Origin of the sequence: Croceitalea dokdonensis DOKDO 023, assembly GCF_001306415.1 — a bacterium.
GTDB lineage: Bacteria > Bacteroidota > Bacteroidia > Flavobacteriales > Flavobacteriaceae > Croceitalea > Croceitalea dokdonensis.
In genome coordinates, this window is the sequence record NZ_LDJX01000001.1 from 218,434 (window position 1) to 244,134 (window position 25,701).

26 protein-coding genes are annotated in these 25,701 nt (G+C 42.3%); 8 read left to right on the forward strand and 18 right to left on the reverse strand.

Annotated elements, in window-relative coordinates:
* Positions 1-2: 2 nt before the first annotated feature.
* The 13 genes from I595_RS00895 to I595_RS00955 all read right to left on the reverse strand — a co-directional run bounded on the left by I595_RS00895 (position 3) and on the right by I595_RS00955 (position 12,579).
* Positions 3-1,322 carry a DUF3526 domain-containing protein gene (locus tag I595_RS00895; RefSeq protein ID WP_470290475.1) on the reverse strand — a complete coding sequence of 440 codons (1,320 nt, stop codon included), beginning with the start codon at positions 1,320-1,322 and terminating at the stop codon, positions 3-5.
* A gap of 113 nt (positions 1,323-1,435) precedes the next feature.
* On the reverse strand, positions 1,436-2,842 hold the full coding sequence (locus I595_RS00900; protein WP_054557504.1) for an ABC transporter permease: 1,407 nt from the start codon (positions 2,840-2,842) through the stop codon (positions 1,436-1,438).
* Positions 2,839-3,555, reverse strand: a complete 717-nt coding sequence (locus tag I595_RS00905) for an ABC transporter ATP-binding protein (protein ID WP_054557505.1) — start codon at positions 3,553-3,555, stop codon at positions 2,839-2,841. The genes I595_RS00900 and I595_RS00905 overlap by 4 nt, the downstream gene beginning before the upstream one ends.
* 143 nt (positions 3,556-3,698) lie before the next feature.
* Positions 3,699-4,010 carry a hypothetical protein gene (locus I595_RS17495; protein WP_172675894.1) on the reverse strand — a complete coding sequence of 104 codons (312 nt, stop codon included), beginning with the start codon at positions 4,008-4,010 and terminating at the stop codon, positions 3,699-3,701.
* Positions 4,011-4,159: 149 nt separating this feature from the next.
* Entirely contained in the window at positions 4,160-4,711 is a 552-nt protein-coding gene (locus tag I595_RS00915) for a hypothetical protein (protein WP_054557507.1), read from the reverse strand.
* 20 nt (positions 4,712-4,731) lie between these two features.
* Positions 4,732-7,131 (reverse strand): TonB-dependent receptor, encoded by a 2,400-nt coding sequence (locus tag I595_RS00920; RefSeq protein WP_054557508.1) that lies wholly within the window; start codon positions 7,129-7,131, stop codon positions 4,732-4,734.
* Positions 7,132-7,182: 51 nt separating this feature from the next.
* Positions 7,183-7,485, reverse strand: a complete 303-nt coding sequence (locus I595_RS00925; RefSeq protein WP_054557509.1) for a hypothetical protein — start codon at positions 7,483-7,485, stop codon at positions 7,183-7,185.
* 60 nt (positions 7,486-7,545) lie between these two features.
* Positions 7,546-7,866 (reverse strand): DUF6787 family protein, encoded by a 321-nt coding sequence (locus tag I595_RS00930; protein ID WP_054557510.1) that lies wholly within the window; start codon positions 7,864-7,866, stop codon positions 7,546-7,548.
* A 29-nt stretch (positions 7,867-7,895) separates the two neighbouring features.
* Positions 7,896-8,390, reverse strand: coding sequence for a DUF6146 family protein (locus I595_RS00935; RefSeq protein WP_054557511.1), 495 nt, complete (start codon positions 8,388-8,390; stop codon positions 7,896-7,898).
* 69 nt (positions 8,391-8,459) lie between these two features.
* Positions 8,460-9,101: a DUF937 domain-containing protein gene (locus I595_RS00940; protein WP_054557512.1), complete on the reverse strand. Its 642-nt coding sequence runs from the start codon at positions 9,099-9,101 to the stop codon at positions 8,460-8,462.
* A gap of 69 nt (positions 9,102-9,170) precedes the next feature.
* On the reverse strand, positions 9,171-10,121 hold the full coding sequence (locus I595_RS00945; RefSeq protein ID WP_054557513.1) for a D-2-hydroxyacid dehydrogenase: 951 nt from the start codon (positions 10,119-10,121) through the stop codon (positions 9,171-9,173).
* Positions 10,122-10,139: 18 nt separating this feature from the next.
* A complete protein-coding gene (gene serC, locus I595_RS00950) occupies positions 10,140-11,204 on the reverse strand; it encodes a 3-phosphoserine/phosphohydroxythreonine transaminase (RefSeq protein ID WP_054557514.1) in 1,065 nt (354 codons plus the stop codon).
* A gap of 313 nt (positions 11,205-11,517) precedes the next feature.
* On the reverse strand, positions 11,518-12,579 hold the full coding sequence (locus I595_RS00955) for an acyl-CoA reductase (protein ID WP_054557515.1): 1,062 nt from the start codon (positions 12,577-12,579) through the stop codon (positions 11,518-11,520).
* 83 nt (positions 12,580-12,662) lie between these two features.
* On the opposite strand from I595_RS00955, the gene I595_RS00960 reads away from it, so the two are divergent.
* From I595_RS00960 to I595_RS00980, 6 genes are all read left to right on the forward strand, one after another.
* Positions 12,663-13,016: a 4Fe-4S dicluster domain-containing protein gene (locus tag I595_RS00960; RefSeq protein WP_054557516.1), complete on the forward strand. Its 354-nt coding sequence runs from the start codon at positions 12,663-12,665 to the stop codon at positions 13,014-13,016.
* 41 nt (positions 13,017-13,057) lie between these two features.
* On the forward strand, positions 13,058-13,183 hold the full coding sequence (locus tag I595_RS17690; protein WP_262485524.1) for a hypothetical protein: 126 nt from the start codon (positions 13,058-13,060) through the stop codon (positions 13,181-13,183).
* Positions 13,184-13,632: 449 nt separating this feature from the next.
* Complete coding sequence (gene ychF / locus I595_RS00965) at positions 13,633-14,727, forward strand: redox-regulated ATPase YchF (protein ID WP_054557517.1); 1,095 nt, start codon at positions 13,633-13,635, stop codon at positions 14,725-14,727.
* Positions 14,728-15,076: 349 nt separating this feature from the next.
* Positions 15,077-16,927, forward strand: a complete 1,851-nt coding sequence (locus I595_RS00970; protein ID WP_054557518.1) for a DNA topoisomerase IV subunit B — start codon at positions 15,077-15,079, stop codon at positions 16,925-16,927.
* 33 nt (positions 16,928-16,960) lie between these two features.
* Entirely contained in the window at positions 16,961-19,579 is a 2,619-nt protein-coding gene (locus I595_RS00975) for a DNA gyrase/topoisomerase IV subunit A (RefSeq protein WP_054557519.1), read from the forward strand.
* Positions 19,580-19,722: 143 nt separating this feature from the next.
* The gene (locus tag I595_RS00980) at positions 19,723-20,682 is read left to right on the forward strand and encodes a sterol desaturase family protein (RefSeq protein WP_054557520.1); all 960 of its coding nucleotides are present in this window, start codon (positions 19,723-19,725) and stop codon (positions 20,680-20,682) included.
* Positions 20,683-20,884: 202 nt separating this feature from the next.
* Here I595_RS00980 and I595_RS00985 read toward each other — a convergent pair whose 3' ends face one another.
* From I595_RS00985 to I595_RS00995, 3 genes are read right to left on the reverse strand one after another with little or no spacing between them, the layout of a single operon-like run.
* A complete protein-coding gene (locus I595_RS00985; RefSeq protein WP_054557521.1) occupies positions 20,885-21,697 on the reverse strand; it encodes a TerC family protein in 813 nt (270 codons plus the stop codon).
* Positions 21,698-21,704: 7 nt separating this feature from the next.
* Positions 21,705-22,091: a hypothetical protein gene (locus I595_RS00990; protein ID WP_054557522.1), complete on the reverse strand. Its 387-nt coding sequence runs from the start codon at positions 22,089-22,091 to the stop codon at positions 21,705-21,707.
* A 36-nt stretch (positions 22,092-22,127) separates the two neighbouring features.
* Positions 22,128-22,505: a helix-turn-helix domain-containing protein gene (locus I595_RS00995; protein ID WP_054557523.1), complete on the reverse strand. Its 378-nt coding sequence runs from the start codon at positions 22,503-22,505 to the stop codon at positions 22,128-22,130.
* 685 nt (positions 22,506-23,190) lie between these two features.
* Here I595_RS00995 and I595_RS01000 point away from each other — a divergent pair.
* Both I595_RS01000 and I595_RS01005 read left to right on the forward strand, forming a co-directional pair.
* Positions 23,191-23,670: an Lrp/AsnC family transcriptional regulator gene (locus tag I595_RS01000; RefSeq protein WP_054557524.1), complete on the forward strand. Its 480-nt coding sequence runs from the start codon at positions 23,191-23,193 to the stop codon at positions 23,668-23,670.
* Positions 23,660-24,199 carry a DinB family protein gene (locus I595_RS01005; protein WP_054557525.1) on the forward strand — a complete coding sequence of 180 codons (540 nt, stop codon included), beginning with the start codon at positions 23,660-23,662 and terminating at the stop codon, positions 24,197-24,199. Before I595_RS01000 ends, I595_RS01005 begins: the two co-directional genes overlap by 11 nt.
* Before the next feature lie 9 nt (positions 24,200-24,208).
* Here the strand turns inward: I595_RS01005 and I595_RS01010 are convergent, their stop codons facing one another.
* Positions 24,209-24,490, reverse strand: coding sequence for a hypothetical protein (locus I595_RS01010; RefSeq protein WP_054557526.1), 282 nt, complete (start codon positions 24,488-24,490; stop codon positions 24,209-24,211).
* Positions 24,491-24,582: 92 nt separating this feature from the next.
* Complete coding sequence (gene aroB / locus I595_RS01015) at positions 24,583-25,635, reverse strand: 3-dehydroquinate synthase (protein ID WP_054557527.1); 1,053 nt, start codon at positions 25,633-25,635, stop codon at positions 24,583-24,585.
* Between the last annotated feature and the right edge of the window lie 66 nt (positions 25,636-25,701).

Here is a 25,701-nt window from a genome sequence, read left to right on the forward strand (position 1 = left end):
TGCTATCCCTGATTCAAAATAATATTGCGACCGCGATTCTTTGACAGGACGAATCCCGTGGCAAATAACCCTATCGACATTAGTAATATGGCTATTATGACCATCCAAGGGTTATTGCTTTTAGTTTGATAATCAAATGAGGGTAAGTCGCCGTAGTCCGCTTGGGTAAAGTCTTGATTATTGTACAAAAAGGGAATCAAATGCTCTCGCCATTTTTCAGCAAAAGCTACCACCTGCTTCCTGTAGTCTTCATAGTCGCTTTTTGCCGTTCCTGCCATTTTGTTCAAGGATTCTTGGCTAAGGACTGCTGGGGAAAGCCATTTGTATCTTGCTATCCAATTTTGTTGCTTTTGCAATTGTTCTTCAAAGGAATTTACCAAAGGAGCCAATTCTTCACGTATTAATTTTTGGGAGGCCATGTAGCGATGATAAAAGCCGCGAGCTTGGGTCGAATCATTTAGGGCATATTCTGGATGGTCACGTAAAAAGTTATCCAATATTTCATCTTGCCTCTCGGTAACTTCAGCCTTTAAGCTACGCATTTCATTAATCATTAAATTGCGGGAGGGCATGGGATATATGGTATTTCCCAGTTGGTTCAAGACCGATGGTATCAAAAGCACAAAAGTCACCCACAGCCCCAAAAGCGCGACCGCATTTTTAGCAGAGCTACCTACCCAAAGATTGACAAGGAAGGCAATGGCAAACCAAAAAAGTGTATATGCTAAGATTAACCCCACTAGCCCCAAGAAAGTGGAGAACTCCGATAAGAAATCCAACCTCAAAACAACAAAAACCAAAATTAAAGAAACGACGACCAAGAGCACTAACCAAAAAAACCGAAGTCCTAATTTCTGTAAGACCCAACTTTGGATACGAATAGGTTGTGCGGCCAATAATCGTAGGGAACCGCTTTCCTTTTCAGCCGATAGCACATTGTAGGAAAAGGCTATAATCAGCAAAGGCAACAAATAAATTACTACAAATGCCAAATCAAAACTTCCGAACAGCAATTGTACGGGACTGGTCATTTCGGTAAAGTTTAAATCAAAAGCGTCACTTCGCACTGTGGGTTTTACAAAATGCGTGAAAAGGTCGGCCTGTCCCGTTGACAGGAATGCCATGGGCCGCGGCTCCATGGCTGCCACCCTTGGATGATAGGTTCCAACGGCCATTGGGCTGGTTGGTATGGTCCATGGTGAGGCATTGACAGAAAGGCCCCGTTCCACGGAATCCAGTAACTTCAGCATCATTTCGTCATTTTCCTTGACCTCATTTTTTGCCGCAAGGATGTCGCTCTTCCTTTTTTCAACTTTCTGCAAACCATTATATGTAGCAAAACCAAAAATTAGCAATAAAACTAAGCTTAGGAGTTGGATCCATCGACTTCTGAGTAAAAGTTTTAGTTCGTATTTAAAATTATAAGAAAACATGGCTAAATGATTTTAGTGGTGAAGAACATTAATCCAAAAGAAGCGAAAAGCCAGATGCCAAGGACCATCATGTTTGAGGAGTTGCGATGAAGAACGGTATCCAATTCTGGCGGTTCGTATGCAAAGGCAGGCAGTTGTTGCCAAAAGTTGGCACTGGCCTTATAGCCCCTTTCTCCATATCTGGTATTCTGCGCTGTATTGTCATTTAAAAACTTTTGGGTCGCGATGCGATAGGTCTCCGCTGCGTCTGCAAAATCCCAATGGGTATCATAATCCGTTGACGCTATCGCCATACTTAGGAATCGTGTGGGCAAGTACGGCGAAATGGCCGCGAGGTTTCTGTAAACCTTGGACTGGTTTGCATATTGTTCTTTGAGGTAATTGTAATGCTTAAAATAAACTTCGGCCTCGTGCTCTTCACCTTTTTGCATGCGATAGGCACTGAAATTAAAGGGCAATTGATGCAGGCTATCCACACCATACTCTTGTAATACTTTCTTTTCCAATAGTTTGGATTCCTTGCTCCAAGGGTCGTGCCCATCCAACCCCTCTTTTTTGTCTTTGAGCACATTGGCAGCGAATTCTTGTCGCGTAGGGTAGGGGTGTTTACTTTCTGCAATATTACTGGCTGCTTTAGGCGCTGCCAAACAGGCCAGAATCCAAACGCACAATGAAAGCACCAGCGAAATCCCGGATTTTTTGACCAAGGATGAAATCAGGAGAACAATATTGATAAAAATGATGTAGTACCCTATGTAGACCAAGAACATGACTCCTAGGGAAGTCCAGTTGAAGACCCCAAAATCATTAAGATTGTTTAGCACTATTCCGGCAATCAAAAACAATACCGCAGTTTTTACAAAAATGGGAAAGAATAGGGCGCTCCATTTCCCCATCATCCATGAAAAAGAAGAAATACCTTGACTTTTGAGTAGGGTTAAGGTACCCATTTCGCTTTCTTTGGTAAAACTGTTGTACCCCAATAAAATGATGAGTAATGGAATAATGAATAAGAGGATAAAATCTGGAGTCAAATCACCAAATCTGGCCAGTCCAGTCTGATCTGCCGCGGCACTAAATTGGGCCTCGTTGCGTTTGTGGGCCTCCAAAAAGATGGAAGTGCCTGCGTATTTATCTACTCCTTGATCCACCAAAGACAACGGATATTTTGGCTTAAATGCATAAGTGCCATAATGAGCGGCAGAATGCGGATTTTTTTCACCTTGGTTGTCCCAAACTTCCCGCTCTGCAGTTTTTGCCATTGCGTATTGCTCGTTGATGTTTTGATATTGTTTGGCACTTATCCAAACGGCTACCCCAAGAAGCAAAAGGACAATGAACAATGATATTCTTACCCGTCCTTCCCGGAAAAGCTCTTTAGTTTCCTTGATAAACGTTTTTGAAATCATAGCGTTTCCTCTTTATAGGTCATCGTATCTAAATAGAACATCTCCAATTCATTGAGCGTAATGTTGTCCACAATGAATTCCTGCTTCAATCGCCCATCTTTCATGATGCCGACGTGGGTGCCAATTTCCTTTGCCCTAAAAAGGTCATGGGTTGCCATTAAGGTGGCCACCCCTTTATCCCGAAGTTTTTGTAAAAGCTGTCCAAATTCATTGCTGGCCTTGGGGTCCAATCCTGAAGTGGGTTCATCCAACAAGAGGACTTTGGCGTCTTTTGCCAACGCAATGGCAATGCCCACCTTTTGGCGCATCCCTTTGGAAAAGGCTGAAATACGTTTGTCAAAGGCTTCGGACTGTAGACCCGCTTCTTCAAGAAAATCCTTTAATATGGGGGTTGATAGCTTTTTACCTGAAATCCCAGAGAAATAGTCCAAGTTCTCCACGGCCGTCAAACTTGGGTATAACATTAAATTTTCTGGGATATAAGCTAAAAGTTGTTTGGTTGCCTTTGGGTTTTTATGAACGTCCAATTGATTAATGGAAGCATTGCCAGAGGTTGGTTCCGTAAAACCTAGAAGTAAATTTATAGTTGTGGACTTACCAGCACCATTGGCACCCAAAAGGCAATAGATTTCACCTTCGCCCACCTTTAGGGTTAGCTGGTCAAGGGCAATCTGGTCGCCGTACTTTTTTGTGAGATTGTTTGTGATGATCATTAATGTAAATTTTGGTCATTTTAAATTGCTATTTTTTAATTCGTAATGAATCGCATAAAATAATAGAGTGATGACCTTGGCCAACAGTTTGGGCACCGTTGACAATTACTCACAGAGGTTGAGTTTAAAGAGGTCATTATCCACTACAATAAAGTAGGGGGAGGTTTGTTGTGAAAATAATCGGAGAGTTGTATTTTTTGGTTCGGTCCACGGTATAAAAGAATCGATTGGGGACTGTCGCAATCCACTGGCTCTTTAAGACTAAGAGCGTCGTCCGTGGAAATTGGCTGCAAGGGCGTACCTTGCTTGGTGTGGTTTACAAAGTCGCAAAGCTCACAATGTGGTAACTCGTCATCTGATAAAAGATGGGAAAGTGTATGGATATTCACTACCTGCAACAGTAGGAAGGCTGCTAGGAAAAAGAACGCCAAGTTATGGTTTCTTCTAGGTGACATTTCCATTGAATTTAGGGGCAATTCTTAAAATTTTTATCTTATTGGTAGTTGGATGCATTGAAAGAAAGGTATCGGTAGTAGGGTCGTCGAACACGGTTTGTCCGTGTCCGACAATCCAACAACCTTATGCAATTTATTGAATGACCAATTTATTGTACCGTTAAATTGAAGGTCTGTGCAATATCCGTTTCACCACCGGCATCGGCCAAGGTACCATCGTTTGGCTTTTTAGGCTCATGACGCAATGTAATGGTCAAGGAGGCGGCACCAGCTGTGGCCGTTTCCAAACCAAAAGTAATGCCCAGTGGGTTACCGTCCCCATCAAAATCACCATAGGTCACACCGTTGATGGAACCCGTAGTCTGAAAAAAGAATTGGTGTTCATCATCTTCCTCCGCTACTTCCTCGGTAATGTTTTCTGGCGGTGTGTCGGTTTCATCCAACAATAGAATGGCACCTCCATAGGTAGTGTTGCCTGCCAATGGACCAGACACGCTCACGGTTGGTGCGGCCGGGCCATCACCATCCAAATCCTGCGTCTGTAAGGTTACGGTATCCCCACCACCTACGGGAATAAGGGTAACGGTCATGGTGGTAATCGTTTCCTCTTCGTTCACAACCTCTGGGTCATCGTCATCCGAGCAAGACACAAATAACAGACTGGCCGTAGCCAACATACTTAAAAATTTAATAGTTCTCATAACATTGAATTTAATTGAAATTAATAATTGAGTTTTAATTGTAAAATGATATTTCTTCCTAGGTCATCAGCAAAAAAACGTTGCCTATTCAGGTATTCCCGGTAGGTTGTATTCAATGCATTATTGATGGTTAAACTGGTGGTTAACTTTAGTTTTTTGTGCAGCTCAAAAACTGCCCTGGCGTTTAGCCCCATGACATGGTATGCATCTGGCGGGGTGTTTACTTCCAGCAGTACCTCTTCTTGCTGCTGCGGTGAGAATACCATGATGTTTTCTGGAAATTCGTTTTGACGAAAAACATATTCGCTCCGCAATGAAAGCTCAAAATTGTTCCATTTGGGTTGGGAGTAAGTAAGCTGATTCTCCATTCTCGCCGATGGCATATTGACCAGTGGAATATCCAAACCGCTGTCCCTGCCTTTTACAATGGAAAATTGATGGTTACTGGTAAGATGGTTGGAATAGGTGTAGTAACCCGATGCATCCAGTCCTATTAAACTGGCATTGGTTTGGCGGTACGCCCAAACGGGAAACGCACCACGAATGGAAAATTCAACACCAGTGGGCTCCAACAGTATAAAGTCTTGGATACGGTTGATGTATGGTTCCACCAAAAAGCCACCTTTTTTAAAGTCATGTTGATAGGAGGCAGATAGTTTGTGCGATGTTTCATTCCCAATACGGAGATCACCAAGTTCAATCCGTGCCGCAGAGTGGTGCAAACCGTCGCTAAAAAGCTCGGCAGGATTTGGCGCACGTTGGGAAAGCGAATAATTCAACCTAAAGCTACGTTCATTCGTAGGTTGGTACCGCACTCCTGTTGATGCTGAAAAGTTATGGTAATCCAATACGGGATTCACCAATAATTGGGTTCCAAGATTATCAATCACCAAATCTTCAAACTCACTATCATAACCGCGTTCTTCCCAGCGAGAGCTACGATAGAATTTTTTAGCATCAATTTGTGTAAAATCGTATCGGAGGCCGCCATCTGCTTTCCAAGTATCGGATAGTTCATATTCCCCAATGGCAAATACCCCTAAATCATATTTATCGTAGTCCGGAATCAATCTACGTACCCCGGTGTCAGGATTGGCAAAATTATTCTGATACCTACCCATCATCCCAAAATGCCCAGAAAATCTCTTTGGAGCGTCATAGACAAAATCGGCCAACAGGCTATGGGTGGTTAATTGCAGATCCAGGGCTGCACGATCACCACGCCCACCGCGGCGCACGTCAAATTCCAAACGGTTGTTTTGTTGAAAATCATATTGGAGGTTTAATTTTCCAAGACCTTCAAATCGTTTGTAAAAACTGCCCTTGGCCAAATGGTGGGTCACTTGTTGTTTAGGGTTTTGGATATCGTAGGTAAATGAATTGATCACATTTGGACTACCGCTGTTGATACTTCTGATCAAATCGTCCACATTACCAATATGTGAGGCCCTTAAAATCCCTATTTCTGCCTCGTAATAGCTATACTGGGCGTCCCATCCCCAAGTAAATTCCTTTTTTCCCAGATGAAGTGTTCCGGCAATTTCATTCATTCCCGTATTGGACAGCACATAATCCGGAGCTTCTTGGTCTCCCAGTTGCTTGTAACTGCCCTGTGCCTTTAAAAAGAGTCCGTTTTTAAATACCTTGGTGATTTCGGTATTGGCGTTGCCGCCTTGGCCATTGGTCATTCCGGTAAACATGGTCTGTCCAAAGAGGGTATCCTTAGCTGCCAGTAGTTGGGGTTTCATAACAATGACGCCACCTATGGCATCACCACCGTATTGCAGGGCGGCAGCTCCTTTGATCACAGCAATCCTATCTACGGAATTGATGTCTACATTAGGGGCATGTTCATCTCCCCATTCCATATCCTGCATGCGAACCCCATTGTTCAATATTAGAATCCTGCTACCACTTAAGCCATGGATAATGGGCTTTACTATGGTAGCTCCCGTATTTAATGTAGAAACACCGTTTATGGTAGCTAGGGCATCTGCTAAGGTGCCGCTGCTGTATTCTTCCAAAGTTTGCTGTCGCAATGCCAATTCTTGGGCAGAATTGGTGGTTTTGGCCACTTTCCCAACAACATCCACCTCACTAAGCTCTTCTAAATGGTGCTCTAGTTTTATGGTTAGGTTTTTATAGGTGTCTAAACGGACGGAAATCATGGTATCTGAACATTCTGGATGCGAAATGGCTAAATCGTAGGTTCCTGGGCAAAGGTTGGTTATCTCAAAACTACCTTGGGTGTCTGAGTACACGGTAATGGACTTGTCCAATACTTCTATTGTGGCATTTCCAAGGGGTGTTTTGCTATGGTAATCCGATATCTTGCCTTCAATTTTAGCATCGCAAACGGACTGCCCTTTGGCAATAACAACAACAAGAAAACAAAACAAAATGAAGAACAAACTTCTCATTTGTTGTGAAAAACATTAAAGTGTACAAAGAATTACTAGGGTGCTGGATAACTAAACCAGAAAAGGAGGGGGTCTGGAGCAGATAGTATGATCCAGCTCGCTCACAAAAATGTCAAAAACGTAAGATGGAATTGTACCTGTTACGGAGAGAACAGGGGGTTGTTGAATAGCTATCTCCCCTTGAAGAAGTGCAGGTGTGTGCTGGTTTTCAATGGCCAGTTCACAGCCTTCACAATGCTCAATGGGATTCTCGTCCACTTCATCCAAATGGGAATATATATGGAAGTTTGATACTTTAAATAGTATCAAAACCAATAGAAGCATTGCAGAAATAAGATTAATGGTCTGTTTCATCCTAAGAACTGCGAATTTAGCGTTTTCCTGGTTCTAAATTTAGTTAACAAAATCATAATTCTAAGAAACCCAGCGACCTAGACCCATGCGTTTGAGCATTTTTTTTTCAAAATTCCAAAAAAACTTAAACTGTCCAAAAAGCCAACCAAAACCCACTAAAAGCACTTGGTAAATAGGAAAGATGATAACAAGCCTTAAAAACCCATACAAAAACCCACCCCACCAGAAATCCGGGGAGAAAACCTCCCTTTTGAGTCCAATAAGGTCCAGAAAGGGCCTGGCTACAAAAAGGGATGATGATCCTGTGATTCCAAAAACAATGAATATAATCAGTATCTGAAAATTGGAGGTAATGCCCCAACGTTCTTTTAATTTTTCCATAAGGTTAAATTCTGGGCAAAAATAAGGCTTTAAATCCTAGGAAGAAAAGGGCCAAGCCTTTGGTTGTAGCGTCGTTGGAAATAAATAAAATAATTGTAAAGCTGATAGTTTACATCATAGCCATAGTCAATAGTTGGGTCGTAATCTATCTGCAGCTCATACAATAATGGTGGGAATTGGTCTGGCTGTAATACGCGCCTGTTCCACTCCAGAACATAGATATAATTGCGGGATTCCATAAAACTCTGGGAATAATACCCCTTAGGCCTGGCAATGCCCTGTAGCCAAGCATTAAACCCAATATCTATGATAATGATATCATATTCCGTACTGTCCGCTTCCATTTCTATGTTTGCCTTATTAGGGTCGTCCAACTGCTCAAAGAGTTGGGTTTCCTCTTCAGAAAGAACTACGGGCAGGTTACCTTGGGTGGCTTTCGTGAGGTTTTGCTTTGTGGTACAGGAAAGGACAAAAAGTAGGAAACATGCTATAGGCGTCAGCGATTTTAATCGGGAATAATCCATTAGCAGAAAAATAAATAAAAAGCCGCTTAGATACACTAAACGGCTTGTTAATTTTAACGGTTGATTTTTTTATTTCCCAAACAAACCGCCCAAAAGGCCACCTAGTCCGCCTTTCTTTTGTCCACCGCTGTTCAATACCATCCCGGCCAAATCGTCCATAATACTGCCATCACCATCAGAATCCAAAAAGCTTTCAATCAGTGATTGTTGTTTATTGGCCGCACTACCACCGCCCATGAGACCGCCCAACAAACCGTTTAAGCCTTCTGGACTGTTTACGTTTTGCTGTCTTGTCTGTTTGCCTAAAATTCCCAAAAGGATAGGGGCGGCCACTTTTAAAATCTGACCTATGGAACCGGCATCGATACCCGTTTTGCTACTTAATGCGTTTTCTACTTGAGGCTGCTTGGCCCCCAATACGTGCCCTAAAATACCTGCGCCATCATCCATGACGCTTTGGTCCACACCGCCTCCAAAAAGACCACCAAGGTTGTCCAAGATGCTTCCATCATGTTTGGAGGACAAAGCGTTCATTAAACCTTGTGCGCCACCGGGCGTTGTGGCATTTTTTTTCATCGCTCCCATTAATAAGGGCATGGCCATTGCCAATACGTCCGCTGTTTTGTTCTCTGGTTGTCCCGTCTGGCCAGATACTCCGCTGATAAGTTGTTTGCCCATTGGGCTATTTAATAAATCCAATAATCCTGACATGTTTTTAGTGTTTAAATTTTAGTGTGGTAAAATACAAAAAGAAGTTGACTGCCAAGGATTCTTAACAAGCTATTTTAATAGGCTTATAATTTGATGCGCCAATTCCAGACCAATTCTATCCTGGGCCTCTTTGGTAGCCGCCCCAATGTGTGGTGTCAAGGATATATTGGGATGCATTAATATTCTTATCTCTGGTTTTGGTTCCGATTCGTACACATCAAGACCTGCAAAAGCTACTTTGCCAGATTCCATGGCATCTATTAAAGCTACCTCGTCCAAAATGCCCCCACGCGCCGCATTGATAATCCCCACACCATCCTTCATCTCTGCAAATTCTTTTTTACCAATGAGGTATCCCTTTTGCGCCGGGACATGCAACGTAATAAAATCCGAACTTTCCAATACCTCTGAAAAGGAGCTTGCGGTTAAAGTTACCATGATTCTTTGCCCATCAAAAATTTCCAGTGTCAATTGTTTTGATGTTATCCGGTGGTCCGTAAAAATAACCTTCATCCCAATTCCAATGGCAATGTTGGCAACAGCTTGCCCAATACGGCCAAAACCGATGATTCCCAACGTCTTGCCTCGCAATTCCATCCCCGAGGCATATGCTTTTTTAAGTTGATTGAACCTAGAATCACCTTCCAAGGGCATATTTCTGTTGGCATCATGTAAAAACCGTGCACCGCTGAACAAATGTGCAAAAACAAGTTCTGCCACTGACGCAGATGACGCCGCTGGCGTATTGATGACCTTAATGCCCTTTAAGGTAGCGTGGTCCGCGGCAATATTGTCCATGCCAACACCAGCCCTACCTATAAGTTGAAGACCTGGGCAGGAGTCTATGATTTTCTTATCTACCTGTGTAGCACCCCGCACCAAAAGTATATCTATTTCATTTTCATTGATATACGTGTCTAATTGTTCGTTGGCCACTTTTACGGTAACAACATCAAAACCGGCTTCTTGCAAGATAGTTTTACCTTTTGCTGAAATCCCGTCGTTTGCTAGTATTTTCATATAAACTTTTCTTGGTTGCTACCCTTTTCGTTCCAAATCGCTCATAATATCCACCAAAACGCCAACGCTATCCAAACTTAGCGCGTTGTACATGGAAGCTCGGTAACCACCAACGGACCTATGGCCTTTAATGCCATTAATTCCCGCTTCCATGCATTTGGCATCAAACAAATCCTTAAGGGTGTCATCCGTAATAGTAAAGGTTGCATTCATCACAGATCTATCTTCCTTTGCCGCGAAACCCGAGAACACTGGATTTAAATCAATTTCTGAGTAGATGAGATTGGCCTTTTTTGTATTGATTTCCTCAATGGCCGCAATGCCACCAAAATCCTTTAACCATTGTAGGGTAAGCATGGATACATAGACGGCAAAAACCGGCGGTGTGTTGAACATACTGTCTTTTGAGATATGGGTCTGGTAATTGAGCATTGAGGGCACTTGTCTGCTAACCTTACCTAAAATATCCTCCTTGACCACCACTAAGGTGGCTCCGGCCGGTCCCATGTTTTTTTGCGCGCCGGCATAGATGAGGTCAAATTTTGAAAAGTCCAGTTGCCTGGAGAAAATATCAGAACTCATATCACAGACCAGAGGACAATCTACCTTGGGAAAGGATTTTAATTGCGTTCCAAAAATGGTGTTGTTAGAGGTAACATGCAGGTAATCCAACCCTTGTGGTACGACATAGTTTTTAGGGATATGATTAAAATTTTGCTCTTGGGAGGAGGCCACTTCCAGCACCTCTCCATATAGTTTCGCTTCCTTTATTGCCTTTAAGCTCCAGGTGCCTGTGTTAAGATATCCCGCTTTGGATTCCAAGAGATTGTAAGCCACCATTAAAAACTGCATGCTAGCACCACCTTGCAAAAACAGCGCTTTGTACCCTTTGCCAGTAAGTCCTAGTAGTTCCAGCGCTAAGGAACGTGCTGTTTCCATAATTTCTACAAAGGCGTCACTTCTATGGGAGATTTCAATGAGGGAAAGTCCGCTTTCTTCAAGTTCAACAACCGCCTCCGAAGCTTTTTTCATGACTTCTTTGGGCAAGATACACGGTCCTGCGCTAAAATTATGTTTTTGCATGCGTTAAAGGTTTTAAGTATAAAAGGGGTAAAGGTCAGAAAATATTAATGAAGTTAAAAGAAAGCCACTGCATTCTAAACTTTAATTTTTTTGGTTGATGTTGATGCTACCCTAAATCCTGCGTTAAATCCTAGCGTATTTTTAAAAATTTTGTCAATTCAGGCGAAAATTACCGATGTAAAAAGTAATGTATTTAAGCCTAATCAAAATTTTAGTTCAATAAACCGTTTGCTAACGCCAAAGAATTAGACGTGCCATGTTGTTGTGTAGGCAGCTGGTGATGCACAATGGGTTCACAATAGATGAATTAACATTACCCTTGCTGTGCTTGTAAATTCAACAAAAACGACACGGTATCCACACCATCTGCATAATCACCCAAGTTTGGCCGTTGGGTCTGGCCAAAATCCATGCAATTTCCCATACAGCCATTGGCAACAATACACTGTAACTGATTCCGGTCTTCCCTAAATCTTTCTTGTAGCTGTGTGATAGTATCATAAAACTCGTAAAAAAGGGTGCCGATGGGAGAGGCGTATTGGGTATCTTCCTTGAGGAGTAGAAAATTATTGTCCAAAATCTTGTATTCAGACATTAAATATACCGCCTTGTTATAATCATAATTATTGGCGTATTTGTGGTTGTTGATGATGTCTTTAAACCCATAAATAGCTTCAAAAAAAACATCGAAACCATAGTCCTTGGGCACAAAAATTTTGGAGACACTGCGGCATCCCAACCCAAAGTAGGTAAAGATATCGATGCCTAAAGCTCGCAGTTGGGCTTTTGTCTCATTACCGGTAAGCACTGCCACCGAGTTCCGGTTTTTTCTTATAATACTGGGGTATTTACCAAAATAGTACTCAAAATATCTTCCGGTATTGTTGCTTCCCGTTGCTATGACCGCATCAAAACCTGTTAGTTTTTCTTGGGTAAATGCCATCTGTCCGCTCAATGCGGGTTCCCTTTCCATCAGAAATTCTGCGATTAGCGGTAAAAGCACCTCATCATTGGATGATAGTTTTGCCAGGACTTTGTTCCCTGTCACCAGAACGCTTAGAAAATCATGCAACCCCACCAAGGGGATATTACCTGCCATGATCACAGCAACGGTTTTTGGTGCGCCATTAACGGGTATTTGGTATGAGGCCATCCAATTTTCCAAGTTGGACTTGGTGAGCAGGTTGCCCCATTGATGAAGGGCAAACAGCACATTTTCCCTGGTAAACCAGCTATTTTTATGCTGCGCAATGCGGATGGCATCTTCCAACTTGGTGTGCCAAAGGCCTTCTTTTGTTTCCGTAGGGTCACAAAAACCTGTTAAAAATGAACCTAGTTCCTGAAGTGGTTGCAAAATAGGGGGTTGATTGGCCATAATATTTGTAAACTAAGTGGGTTGGGGTTATTTTTGTGTAAAAATAGCAATGCCACGCAATTGTGGCGTAAAAAAAGAGAATTATGGCCATTATAATAACAGATGAGTGTATCAATTGCGGTGCTTGCGAGCCGGAGTGCCCAAACACTGCTATTTATGAAGGTGCGGATGAGTGGAGATATAGTGATGGTACTTCTTTAGAAGGTGATGTGGTCTTGCCTAACGGTAAGGCGGTAAATGCGGATGAAGTTCAAGAACCTGTAAGTGATGAGGTATACTATATAGCACCGGATAAGTGTACGGAATGTATGGGATTCCATGAAGAGCCACAATGTGCTGCCGTATGTCCGGTGGATTGTTGCGTTCCTGATGAGGATATCGTGGAAACCGAGGAGGAATTATTGGGCAAGCAAAAGTTTATGCATCCAGACGGTTAACGAATTTAAAATTGCCCGAATCGTTCCGATTCGGGTTTTTTATGAAAGAAGAAAAAGAATATTCGGGAATTTGGAAAAATATTGGCTGCATATTAAGTGCAGTGGCCATCATAGCTTTGGTGGTATTTTTAGGCATTTTGGCCTACCAGCTCTTCTCCGGGGCCTAATAATGGTTTACAGTTATGCGCCTAAGCTTATCCGGTAACCCATAGTGTATTTTTAAAATTTTTATATCTGGGAGGAATCTCTTGATGAAAGTAGAGTTGGATGTAACCGTCTGATTACGGGTAAAACGAAACCTGTAAATCTCAGCGAAAAAAAACATTCTGGTCCTTCATTTTCGTACCTCAAAATCTACCGATTTGACATATTGTGGATTACGCTGGCAACAATGCGTAATGGGTTAATTTTACTACTAAACACCTCTGATATAATCGTGTTATTTTAGAGGTGATTGTGGGTTTTTGCTCAACTTCCTATGGACGTATGGTATACATTACGGTACTTTAATAGACAATACCTCTCTAAAAAACCATGACTTCCAATCCTAAACTTAGGCTTATATTTGCACGCTGTTTTAGTCCATTGTTTAATATCTTGAGTCAACGCTATTTTTATGAAAGCAGGAATCGTAGGATTGCCCAACGTAGGTAAATCCACCCTTTTTAACTGTTTGTCCAATGCCAAAGCACAAAGTGCCAATTTCCCTTTCTGTACCATTGAGCCCAATATAGGGGTGGTGAACGTACCAGACGCAAGATTGGAAAAGTTGGAATCTTTGGTAAACCCAGAAAAAGTAATTCCTGCAACGGTAGAAATTGTTGATATTGCCGGTTTGGTAAAAGGGGCCAGCAAAGGGGAAGGACTAGGCAACCAATTTCTTGGGAATATAAGGGAAACCGACGCCATACTTCATGTTCTGCGCTGTTTTGACAACGATAATATTGTACACGTAGACGGTTCCGTAGACCCCGTTAGGGACAAGGAAACCATTGATATGGAGCTGCAATTAAAAGACCTTGAGAGTGTGGACAAAAAGCTGGACAAGGTTAAAAGAGCTGCAAAAACAGGCAATAAGGAGGCGCAAAAAGAAGAAGCGGTACTCCTAAAACTTAAGGAGGGGTTGGAGGCCGGCCAATCCGTCCGTGCGATTGAGCTCTCTCCAGAGGAAAGGACGGAATTTGCAAAACCCTTACAATTGATCACGGACAAGCCGGTCATGTATGTTTGTAATGTTGATGAAGGGGCGGCCGATAGCGGTAATGCTTATGTAGAAAATGTTAGGGCAGCAGTGGCCAACGAGAACGCGGAAGTCATTTTTTTGGCCGTTGGAACAGAAGCGGATATTACGGAACTCGAAACTTTTGAGGAGCGGCAGCTATTTTTGGAAGATTTGGGACTGTCAGAGCCGGGTTCCGCAAAATTGATTCGTGGCGCTTACCGCTTATTGAATCTGGAAACATACTTTACCGCGGGCGTGAAGGAAGTTAGGGCATGGACCATTCCCGTGGGAGCCACCGCTCCACAGGCAGCAGGGGTCATCCATACAGATTTTGAAAAAGGGTTTATCCGAGCCGAGGTGATTTCATATGATGATTACGTGGCTTATGGCAGTGAGGCAAAAGTCAAGGAGGCCGGAAAAATGCGGGTCGAAGGAAAGGACTACATTGTAAAGGATGGTGATGTGATGCATTTTAGGTTTAATGTATAAGTGATTCTGGGGGCTTACCGTATTACAGGAAACGATACTTGGATGGGGAGGTATCGCTTTAACTATATCTTTGGAAGAAGGACCTGCACAAACTACCATTGCGGTTGTATTTGGAAAATTTCAAAGACATCAGCACTACAGGGTTCTTTAAAAACAGGTGTTGTTTCAAAAGTTTAAGAAAATACGTGGTTGCGCCTAAGATTTTCTCCGAAAAATTTGTTCCCGAACAGCCCAAGGCACACAATACGGCGGGTATCAACAGGTTTACGCTTTTTTGTTAATTACTTTCCCATCCATCCATTTCTAATTATCCTCCTAAATTCTATATTAGCATGATATCCTAGATTTAATGGAAAATACACAGTATACCGAAGATAATATACGATCGCTCGATTGGAAAGAGCATATTCGTATGCGTCCCGGTATGTACATTGGTAAACTGGGCGATGGCTCTTCCGCGGATGATGGCATCTATATCCTATTGAAGGAAGTCATTGATAACTGTATCGATGAGTTTGTGATGGGAGCAGGCAAGACCATTGAAATCAATATAAAAGATAATGAGGTTCGCGTCCGTGATTATGGCCGTGGAATTCCGCTAGGTAAAGTGGTGGATGTTGTCTCTAAAATGAATACAGGCGGCAAGTATGATTCCAGGGCCTTTAAAAAATCGGTAGGGTTAAATGGGGTGGGTACCAAAGCGGTCAATGCGCTTTCCAATTTCTTTAAGGTGGAATCCGTTAGGGACGGACAACATAAATCGGCAGAGTTTAAAGCTGGAAATTTGGTCAAGGAAGACCTGACAGAATCTACCAAACGAAAGGGGACCAAGGTTACCTTTATCCCGGACGAATCCATTTTTAAAAAATTTAAATACCGAAACGAGTACGTTGAGCGCATGCTCAAGAACTATGTCTACCTAAACCCGGGCCTAACCATTGTTTTTAACGGGGAAAAATTCCATTCAGAAAATGGGCTCAGGGACTTACTGGAAGATAACAACAACCAAGAGGATTTTCTCTACCCCATAATCCACTTAAAGGGGGACGATATTGAAGTTGCCCTTACCCATAGCAAAACGCAATATAGCGAGGAGTACCATTCTTTTGTAAATGGCCAGAATACCACACAAGGGGGTACGCACCAAGCTGCGTTTCGTGAGGCTTTGGTTAAGACCATCCGCGCACATTATGACAAGAACTATGACGCTTCGGACATTCGGAAATCCATCATTTCTGCCATTGCCATCAAAGTAATGGAGCCTGTTTTTGAAAGTCAGACCAAGACCAAATTAGGCTCTACGGATATGGGCGGGGATTTGCCCACCGTGCGGACATACATTAACGATTTTATCGGAAAGTACCTGGATAACTACCTTCATAAAAATCCCAATGTTGCAGAGGCTATCCAAAAAAAGATCGTTCAGGCAGAAAAAGAACGGAAAGAACTTTCCGGGATACGGAAATTAGCTAGGGACAGGGCCAAGAAAGCCAGCTTGCACAATAAAAAACTTAGGGATTGCCGCATTCATTTGCAGGATATGAAAAAAGACCGCCGCTTAGATTCTACCTTATTTATAACAGAAGGGGATTCGGCTTCCGGTTCCATAACCAAATCCAGGGACGTGAACACCCAAGCGGTATTCAGCCTTAGGGGCAAGCCCTTGAACTCCTATGGGATGTCCAAAAAAATTGTTTATGAAAATGAGGAATTCAATCTGCTACAGGCGGCATTGAATATAGAGGATTCCATGGAAGACCTGCGGTACAATAATATTGTCATTGCAACGGATGCGGATGTAGATGGGATGCATATTAGGCTGTTGTTGATTACCTTTTTTCTGCAATTCTTTCCTGAGTTAATCAAGGAAAACCATTTGTATATCCTGCAAACCCCACTTTTTAGGGTGCGTAATAAAAAAGAGACCATTTACTGTTACAGTGAGGAAGAACGCCGGGAGGCCATCGCAAAGCTTGCCGGAAAACCAGAAATTACCCGTTTTAAAGGACTCGGCGAAATATCCCCGGACGAATTCAAACACTTTATTGGGGATGATATCCGCTTGGAGCCCGTAATGTTGGATAAGGCCATGTCCATTGAAGAGTTACTTAAATTTTACATGGGCAAAAACACCCCTGACCGACAGGATTTCATTATAAAAAATCTTAAAGTAGAACTAGATTTGGTTGAAGACAACTAATTATGAATCAAAAGAATAATTAGTTATTGATTTATGGAAGAGGAAAACGAATTTACAGCAGATAACCAAGCTCCCGAGGAGGGGGGTGGTGATGCGTTGACCCGGGTAACGGGCATGTACAAAGACTGGTTTTTGGACTACGCCTCTTATGTTATTTTGGAGCGTGCAGTGCCGGCCATTGAGGATGGTTTTAAACCGGTGCAACGCAGGATCATGCATTCTCTTAAGGAACTGGACGATGGCAGGTACAATAAGGTGGCCAATGTGGTTGGCCATACCATGCAATACCATCCCCATGGGGATGCGAGTATCGCTGATGCCATGGTCCAGATTGGGCAAAAAGACCTTTTGATAGATACCCAAGGCAACTGGGGCAACATTCTTACTGGCGATAGGGCGGCAGCCTCCCGGTACATTGAGGCAAGATTGTCCAAATTTGCTTTGGACGTTGTTTTTAGCCCAAAAATCACGGAATGGCAGATGTCTTATGACGGTCGTAAAAAAGAACCAGTGAACCTGCCAGTGAAATTTCCATTGTTACTGGCTCAAGGGGCGGAAGGCATCGCGGTAGGTTTGTCCACAAAGGTGCTACCGCACAATTTCAACGAGCTCATAGAAGCCTCCATAAAACACCTAAAAGGACAGCGGTTTAAGTTGTATCCTGATTTTCCCACGGCGGGCATCATAGATGTCACTAATTACAACGATGGATTACGCGGCGGTAAGATACGCGTACGTGCCAAGATAGAAAACTTGGATAAGAACACATTGGTTATTAGGGAGATACCTTATGGAACTAATACCTCTAGTTTAATTGATTCTATTCTTAAGGCCAACGACAAGGGCAAAATCAAAATCAAAAAAATTGAGGACAATACGGCGGCAGAAGTGGAGATTTTGGTGCATTTGCCCAGCGGTATTTCCCCGGACAAGACTATTGACGCGCTCTATGCCTTTACAGCCTGTGAATCTTCCATTTCGCCCTTAGGCTGTATTATTGAGGACAACAAACCCATTTTTATGGGCATGACAGAGATGCTCAAACGTTCCACAGAGAACACGCTGGAACTGCTGAAGGCAGAATTAGAGCTGCAGTTGCACGAGTTGGAGGAACAATGGCATTTTGCCTCCTTGGAGCGCATTTTTATAGAAAACCGCATTTACCGTGAAATTGAGGAAGAGGAAACTTGGGAAGGGGTAATTGCCGCCATTGATAAAGGATTGCAGCCCCACATTATCCACTTACGCAGACCGGTGACCAAGGATGACATTGTTAGGCTAACGGAAATACGGATTAAGCGCATCTCCAAATTTGATCTGGACAAGGCCAAACAGTATTTGGAAACCTTAGAGGAAAAAATTGCAGAGACCAAACACCACTTGGCCCATTTGGTAGACTTTGCCATCGCCTACTTCCAAGAGTTAAAAAAGAAATATGGTGAGGGAAGGGAACGGAAATCCGAAATCCGGATTTTTGATGATATCGAGGCCACCAAGGTGGTGATACGCAATACCAAACTGTACGTCAATAGGGAAGAGGGTTTTATCGGCACCTCACTTCGGAAAGATGAGTATGTAACGGATTGTGCGGATATTGATGACATCATCGTCTTTACCAAAAAAGGGGAGATGATGGTGACCAAAGTGGATTCCAAAATCTTTGTCGATAAAAACATCATCCATGTGGCGGTCTTTAAAAAGAAGGACAAACGCACCACCTACAATATGATTTACAAGGAAGGTAGGGGCGGCCCAAGCTACATTAAACGCTTTAATGTCACCAGCATAACCCGTGATAAACTATACCCCTTGACCACCGGAAAAGCGAGTGCAGAGGTCCTTTATTTTACCGCCAACCCTAATGGTGAAGCAGAGGTGGTGACGGTGCACCTAAGGCAATCCGGAAGCATCAAAAAATTAAAATGGGATATAGATTTTGCGGATGTATTGATTAAGGGCAGGAGCTCTAAGGGCAATATTGTGACCAAATATCCGGTAAAACGCATCGAGCTAAAGGAAAAGGGCCTGTCTACCCTAAAACCAAGGAAAATTTGGTTTGATGATATCGTTAGACGACTCAACGTAGATGAACGGGGAGAGCTGTTGGGAGAGTTTAGGCCAGATGATATGCTGCTGGTGGTAAACCAAAAAGGCTACGTAAAAACCATAACACCGGACCTCAACAGCAGGTTTGATGATGATATGATTGTGCTGGAAAAATGGATACCGGAGAAGCCCATTTCCGCCATTTATTTTGATGGGGAAAAAGAACGCTACTACGTAAAACGTTTCTTGATCGAAAACAGCAACAAAGAGGAGCTGGTAATCACCGAGCACCCTAAATCCCAGTTAGAACTGATTTCTACCGATTGGCGACCCATGGTGCAGCTGCAATTTGTAAAACCAAGGGGAAAAGACCCAAAACCGGACCAAGAAGTAAATTTGGAGGAGTTTATTGCCATTAAGGGCATTAAGGCCATGGGCAATCAATTAACTCCGGAAAAGGTTAAAAATGTAAATGCGTTGGAGCCTTTACCCTTTGAAGCACCGGATACCCCAAATACCGAGGACATTGAGGTGGTGGACGAGGAAAATGTGGACAATAGCCCAAAACAAAAGGGGGGTACGGACGACCAGCCCACCTTGTTTTGATATTTTTTAAGCCCCTTGCCAACAAAACCCCAGTGCTTTGTTTAGCCATTAAGGCTAAATTATTGGCATTACCACTTAATTATTGAACAGTTTGCGATTGGGTATTGAAGTTGGTTATATTTGATTAAAAAATTATCTTATTTATGGATTTTACCAATCCCTTAGTGTACGGTGGACCGTGCTTTATCATTTTTATCTTACTGGAATTGGCCTATAGCAAAACCCATGATGAACATCATGACCTGTATGATTGGAAAGACCTTTTTGCTAGTGGTTTTATGGGCTTGGGTTCGGCGGTATTGGCGGCCTTGTTAAAAGTGGTTTCCGCCATTGTCATCTTTACTTTTGTGTACGACCTTTTTAATCCGGAGGTGAATGGGGTGCGTACGAACATTATGGGGTATGAGGCGTTTGGCTACGCTTGGTATGTGTGGTTGCTCTGCCAATTGGCGGACGATTTCACCTATTATTGGTTCCATAGGGCCAATCACGAGATTCGTATTTTATGGGCGGCCCATATTGTACACCATTCCTCGGACAATTTTAACTTGGGCACGGCGGTAAGGAACGGGTGGTTTACGCTTTTGTACAAGCCATTGTTTTATATGTGGATGCCGGCCATTGGTTTTGCCCCGGAAATGGTGGTCTTCTGTTTGGGCATTGAGGCCCTATGGCAGTTTCAACTGCATACCGTGCTGTTACCCAAGCTGGGCATTTTTGAAAAATTCATGAATACCCATACCATGCACCAGGTGCACCACGCCCAAAACGTGGAATATTTGGATAAGAACCACGGAGGGTTTTTAAATATTTTTGACCGAATGTTCGGTACTTGGTTACCGCTGGACGACAGTGTAGACGTAAAATATGGGGTAATCCATGCACCCAACTCCAATAACCCAATTGTCATTCTTACCCACGAGTTTAAGGACATTTGGAACGATATGAAAAAATCCCCCAAACTCTCCCACAAGCTGATGTATATTTTTGGCCCACCAGGTTGGAGCCATGATGGCAGTACCATGACGGTAAAACAACAACAAGCCTTGTTTAAAAAACAAAAGGATGCCAACCCGGATATGGCCTTTAGCCGACCTAATTAGCCTTGTTTTGGCTCTATTTTAGACCTAGCCAAATGTTGTAAAACGACTGCTAAAGGTATCTATGTGGGATAAGTATGCTGAGTTATTCAAGGTTTAAATGAAGCCGAGGATTCTTTTATGTTTATCTGAACCCAACCTAAAATTGGATTTTTTAAGTTGGATTGTTCAAATAAATACCTTCAAATCTAATTCGGCACCTGTTCTAATCCTCTAGCTCCGCCGTTGGTTTTTTCTTGTTTCTGCGCATCCGCATGTCCAAAAATTCTACCATAAGTGAAAAGGCGATAGAGAAATAGAGATAACCTTTGGGTATGGCACCCACTTCATTGCCAAAGATCACTAAATGGGATAAATGGGCCGCCTCGGCAATCAACATAAAACCTATCAAAATTAAAAAGGAAAGCCCCAACACTTGGATGGAAGGATGCTTGTTCACAAATTCCCCAACAGGATTAGCAAACAGCATCATAATCACTACAGAAATGACCACTGCAACAATCATAAGCACCAGAGCGTCATTTGGGTTGGGGGAGATGCCATTGGTCATCCCTATGGCCGTGAGAATGGAATCGAACGAAAACACGATATTGATGACAGTGATTTGAACAATGGCATTACTAAAAGAAGAAGAGCGTCCTTTTTTTACCTCGCGTTCATCATGCCCGCGATCCTCTACTTTTTCATGGATTTCCTTGGTGCTCTTGTATAATAAAAAGAGTCCACCTAGAAACAGGATAAGGGCCTGCCAACTAATGCCTCCATGAATCCAGGACTCCGTAAGTACTAAAAACGGTTTTTTAAGGGAAACTAGCCAGGTGATACCAAACAATAGGACAATCCGCATGACCATAGCTAGGACAAGACCTAGATTCGTAGCTTTTTTTCGGTCTTTTTCTGGGAGTTTTCCCGCAGCAATGGAAATAAAGATAATATTGTCAATACCCAAGATAATCTCCAAAAACGTCAGTGTCAATAGGGCAATCCAAGCATCTGGATTCGTAAAAATTTCAAACATGGTTGGCTTATTGTTGTTTATTTATTTTGGTTGCAGTGCCCCGTAAACGTTTGGCGTCGCCCACCACACCGTATTCAAACGTATAGGAGGTCTCGGAGGTGGTCAATATTTTAATGAGTATGGGTTTTTCCTCTGCTTTATTGCGGGGATTTATGCGTTTAAGCACGTATTCACAGTCATTTACCCATCTAACGGTGGCAGAATCCTGTTTTCCTTCAAAGTATTCAATCTCCAAATCCTTGGTCCGTGTAAAACTGCTCTTTGTCTCTTTGCCGTCTATCACGGATTGGAACTCAAAACTACCGGTCTTAAAAGCCTGGCAATTCCTTTCTGGTGGTGCTTGGCAGCCAAGTAAAAGGATACAAGCCACCATAAGGGAAACACTATTTTTCATGGGCGCAAATTAGCAAATACGGCACAGCTTAAAAAATCATTCTTGAGGTTTATAGGCCGTAAACGTGCCGTCCTCGTAAAAAATGATGACCTGTTTAATGTTTTTCCCAAAGGTTGTGGACCTATCGGTTTCGTTCTGATTGGTTCCCTCTGTTGCTGCGGATTTTGGTTGTGCTTCCGATGGTTGGGATGGTGTGTTGGATGGAAACGATCCTTTGCCATTTAACAACCAATAGAGGTTTACCTCAGGATAGGCCTGTATCACTTTCATCACAAAATCAAGGCTAGGACGATTTCTTCCTGAAAGGACATGGGACATTCTAGATCTTGGGATATCTACCTTGTCGGCAAAAGCCGACGGGGAGAGGTTGTAGTGAGTGAGCAGCTGTTGTAATCGCGTTATAAATCCAGACATTACAATTGTAAATTTTTAATGTGACTAAATTACGGGTAAAAGTCAATTATTTATAAAGTTTCTCGCCAAAAGCAGAAACAATAACATTATATAATAAATTATAATGTACTGATATTGTTTATATTATATACATAAGATTAGAATTGTAAATTTTAGTTCGCTTAGATAGTGATTTTTTCTAGGTTTCATTACCTATTTTAGTTACAATTGTAATTTTATAAGAACAAAAGCTTACGGTTTGTTGGTTGTTTTTGACGTTAAAATCATGGTTAATCAGATGTTCCCATAGGAAGGTTTTACCCTAGGTGCTTCGCTCAAATAGACGCTAACAGGAGGATAGTGTCAAGAGTATTCCAGACAAAATAAGGTAGTCCTTGGACCATCAATGATGTTTATGATTTCAATGAATTGGGTGTGGTCTGGAGGTCTATATTAAAAAATGCCTATCTAAGGATTAGGTATTTTAGGGCAACATCGCTTGGGAGTTACCCGTAAGGTTAGAAAGCGATATGCCTAGCGGAAGTTTGGTGTATTGATGCCCTATTGGCCAAAAATGCCAAAAAAGGAGATTCTTTGAATCAAAATAGCATATCGAAAGCCTTTTCTTACAGTATATTCAAAAAAATAGCGGTTATGTTATATATTATTTCTTAATTCATTAATTTTGTTGAAAAATAATGAAGAGATGAATAAGGTTAAATTAGATGAAATAGATCATCAAATACTAGATATGCTCATTGACAATACCAGAACGCCGTTTACTGATATTGCCAAAAAATTATTGATTTCTGCCGGTACGGTGCATGTTAGGGTAAAAAAAATGGAAGAGGCAGGTATCATCCGAGGATCCTCCTTGACCCTGGATTATATGAAGCTGGGTTATTCCTTTATTGCCTATGTGGGGATATTTTTGGAAAAAACCCATCAAACCAAATTTGTATTGGAGCGGCTTAACCAAATACCCTACGTGACCGTAGCACATATAACCACAGGTAAATTTAATATCTTTTGTAAAATACGTGCCAAGGACACTACCCACGCCAAAAATATTATTTTTAAGATAGATGATATTGATGGTATTAGCCGCACAGAAACCATGATTTCCTTGGAGGAGAGCATCAACGACAAAAAACGTTTGATGCATACTATTTTTAATGAGCTTTAATTTGGCCAATATTACGGCCATGGATTTGGACACTGGGGAGTTTGACCCCTATTATGGCCCTTATGTACAAATAGTAAGTGGGTTGAGCTTACAGCAGGCTTTGTTGGATAGCCTTTCCGAGATTTCTTCCCTTGCCGATAAAGTTGCCGCCCAAAGCGTATTGCACCATAGGTGCCAAGCGGGAAAATGGAGTGTTGCGGAAATCTGGCAGCACCTCGTTGATACGGAAATTATTTTTCAATATCGTGCCTTAAGGATTGCTAGGGGGGATACCACCAACTTGGCGGGTTTTGACCAAGATGAATTTGTACAACAAAGCAGGGCTTCTGGCAGAAACTTGGAAGAACTCAGGCAGTTAATGTTAGCGGTTAGGAATTCCTCTCTATTGTTGTTCCAGATGTTTAATGACGAGGAATTAAAGAAACGTGGGGTGGCAAGTGGTTCGGAAATTAGCGTAAGGGCCCTAGGTTTTTTAATTTGTGGCCATCAGAAACACCACTTTAAAATCATAAGGGAACGCTATTGCTAAAACGTAAACTTAGTTGTCCTCAGGTTCAAAATTTTCTTCCAATAACTTGTCGTCGTTCAGTTCCTTCTCCATACTATCTTCAAAATTGGCGATAAAACTGGATAGGCTCTTACTGATTTTAACCAAGTAAACGGTATCATCGGTGGTGATTTCCACGGCTTCCACTAACTCACCTCCTGGTTTTTTTAAGACAATGATGTCATCATCCCCATATCCGTGCGGATAGGTGTCTATTAGCTTGGCCGCTAGGCTATGGTCCAGTTTTTTGTAGTCTATGATAATTCTCCTCATGGGTATTGGTTTGGATTAGTCATACCTAAACTACACATTTTCAATGACCGTAAAACTTTAGAGTTGTAAAACCCTAAAAACAGTATATGTAACTATGGTTCTTTGTAGTAAGCAAAGGCATCTGGAAATAGGGCAGGAGGTACTTTAACATCTATGGTGGCCTCTCCAATGGTTTTTAACAACACAAAATTGATGTCATTATTAACATTCTTTTTATCGTGCTTTAATAAATGGATAATAATGTCAATGTCCTTTGCAGTAAAGCTCACCTTTGGAAAAAAAGTTAGGAAAGTCCGTTTTATTTCTTGAAGGTCTAGGCCGGACAGCCCGGTGAGCTGGTGGGACAGATAGGCTTCCAACACCATTCCGATGGCTATGGCCTCGCCGTGAAGCAAAGTTTTTAGGGAGACGTGGTCCAAAAAATAAGACTCAATGGCATGTCCCAAAGTATGCCCAAAATTCAGTTTTTTTCTGATATTTTTTTCCGTGGGATCCTTGGTGACAATGGCACTTTTGATGTCAACGGAGGTTCTAATATGGTGTTCATTATAAAAATCGATGCCCTCCTTCAATGCATTCCAATAATTCTGGTCACAGATCAATCCATGTTTCAGCATTTCTGCAAACCCACTATAAAGCTCGTTCTTTGGTAGTGTTTTTAAAAACTCTGGAAACAGCAATACCATTTGGGGTTGGTTGATTACCCCAACCTGGTTTTTTAGAACCCCAAGATCTACCCCGGTCTTACCGCCAACGGAAGCATCTACCATGGCCAAAAGAGTGGTAGGAATGTTGATAAAATCAATCCCCCTTTTAAAGGTAGAGGCCACAAAACCACCTAGGTCCGTAACCACGCCGCCACCAAGGTTTACTAAAATGCTTTTTCTGTCACCGCCTTTTTGTGAAAGAGCTTCCCAAACGTTGATGCAAGCTTGGATGGTTTTATGGATTTCACCTGCTTTGATTTCCAAAATGGCCGCCGGAGCTATTTCCAGCTTATCCAAAAAAATAGGCAAACAGTGGTGCTTGGTATTCTCGTCTACCAATACAAATATTTTAGAATAGGCCTTTGCCGCCAAAAATTGGTTAAGGGCCGCAGTTGCCAGCTCCGTGTAATAAATCTCGTGTGTGGTGTTCTCCGTCACGTCTTAGTTGATTTTCAGCCCTCGCAAAATAAAGGTTTAAATTACATATTTCTGTGTTCTTTTTGA

What these genes read in the sequence shown, in the direction of transcription:
- I595_RS00900 (WP_054557504.1), bottom strand. Translation starts at nt 2,842, where the DNA reads ATGATTTCAAAAACGTTTATCAAGGAAACTAAAGAGCTTTTCCGGGAA.
- I595_RS00905 (WP_054557505.1), bottom strand. Translation starts at nt 3,555, where the DNA reads ATGATCATCACAAACAATCTCACAAAAAAGTACGGCGACCAGATTGCC.
- I595_RS17495 (WP_172675894.1), bottom strand. Translation starts at nt 4,010, where the DNA reads ATGTCACCTAGAAGAAACCATAACTTGGCGTTCTTTTTCCTAGCAGCC.
- I595_RS00915 (WP_054557507.1), bottom strand. Translation starts at nt 4,711, where the DNA reads ATGAGAACTATTAAATTTTTAAGTATGTTGGCTACGGCCAGTCTGTTA.
- I595_RS00920 (WP_054557508.1), bottom strand. Translation starts at nt 7,131, where the DNA reads ATGAGAAGTTTGTTCTTCATTTTGTTTTGTTTTCTTGTTGTTGTTATT.
- I595_RS00925 (WP_054557509.1), bottom strand. Translation starts at nt 7,485, where the DNA reads ATGAAACAGACCATTAATCTTATTTCTGCAATGCTTCTATTGGTTTTG.
- I595_RS00930 (WP_054557510.1), bottom strand. Translation starts at nt 7,866, where the DNA reads ATGGAAAAATTAAAAGAACGTTGGGGCATTACCTCCAATTTTCAGATA.
- I595_RS00935 (WP_054557511.1), bottom strand. Translation starts at nt 8,390, where the DNA reads ATGGATTATTCCCGATTAAAATCGCTGACGCCTATAGCATGTTTCCTA.
- I595_RS00940 (WP_054557512.1), bottom strand. Translation starts at nt 9,101, where the DNA reads ATGTCAGGATTATTGGATTTATTAAATAGCCCAATGGGCAAACAACTT.
- I595_RS00945 (WP_054557513.1), bottom strand. Translation starts at nt 10,121, where the DNA reads ATGAAAATACTAGCAAACGACGGGATTTCAGCAAAAGGTAAAACTATC.
- serC (WP_054557514.1), bottom strand. Translation starts at nt 11,204, where the DNA reads ATGCAAAAACATAATTTTAGCGCAGGACCGTGTATCTTGCCCAAAGAA.
- I595_RS00955 (WP_054557515.1), bottom strand. Translation starts at nt 12,579, where the DNA reads ATGGCCAATCAACCCCCTATTTTGCAACCACTTCAGGAACTAGGTTCA.
- I595_RS00960 (WP_054557516.1), top strand. Translation starts at nt 12,663, where the DNA reads ATGGCCATTATAATAACAGATGAGTGTATCAATTGCGGTGCTTGCGAG.
- I595_RS17690 (WP_262485524.1), top strand. Translation starts at nt 13,058, where the DNA reads ATGAAAGAAGAAAAAGAATATTCGGGAATTTGGAAAAATATTGGCTGC.
- ychF (WP_054557517.1), top strand. Translation starts at nt 13,633, where the DNA reads ATGAAAGCAGGAATCGTAGGATTGCCCAACGTAGGTAAATCCACCCTT.
- I595_RS00970 (WP_054557518.1), top strand. Translation starts at nt 15,077, where the DNA reads ATGGAAAATACACAGTATACCGAAGATAATATACGATCGCTCGATTGG.
- I595_RS00975 (WP_054557519.1), top strand. Translation starts at nt 16,961, where the DNA reads ATGGAAGAGGAAAACGAATTTACAGCAGATAACCAAGCTCCCGAGGAG.
- I595_RS00980 (WP_054557520.1), top strand. Translation starts at nt 19,723, where the DNA reads ATGGATTTTACCAATCCCTTAGTGTACGGTGGACCGTGCTTTATCATT.
- I595_RS00985 (WP_054557521.1), bottom strand. Translation starts at nt 21,697, where the DNA reads ATGTTTGAAATTTTTACGAATCCAGATGCTTGGATTGCCCTATTGACA.
- I595_RS00990 (WP_054557522.1), bottom strand. Translation starts at nt 22,091, where the DNA reads ATGAAAAATAGTGTTTCCCTTATGGTGGCTTGTATCCTTTTACTTGGC.
- I595_RS00995 (WP_054557523.1), bottom strand. Translation starts at nt 22,505, where the DNA reads ATGTCTGGATTTATAACGCGATTACAACAGCTGCTCACTCACTACAAC.
- I595_RS01000 (WP_054557524.1), top strand. Translation starts at nt 23,191, where the DNA reads ATGAATAAGGTTAAATTAGATGAAATAGATCATCAAATACTAGATATG.
- I595_RS01005 (WP_054557525.1), top strand. Translation starts at nt 23,660, where the DNA reads ATGAGCTTTAATTTGGCCAATATTACGGCCATGGATTTGGACACTGGG.
- I595_RS01010 (WP_054557526.1), bottom strand. Translation starts at nt 24,490, where the DNA reads ATGAGGAGAATTATCATAGACTACAAAAAACTGGACCATAGCCTAGCG.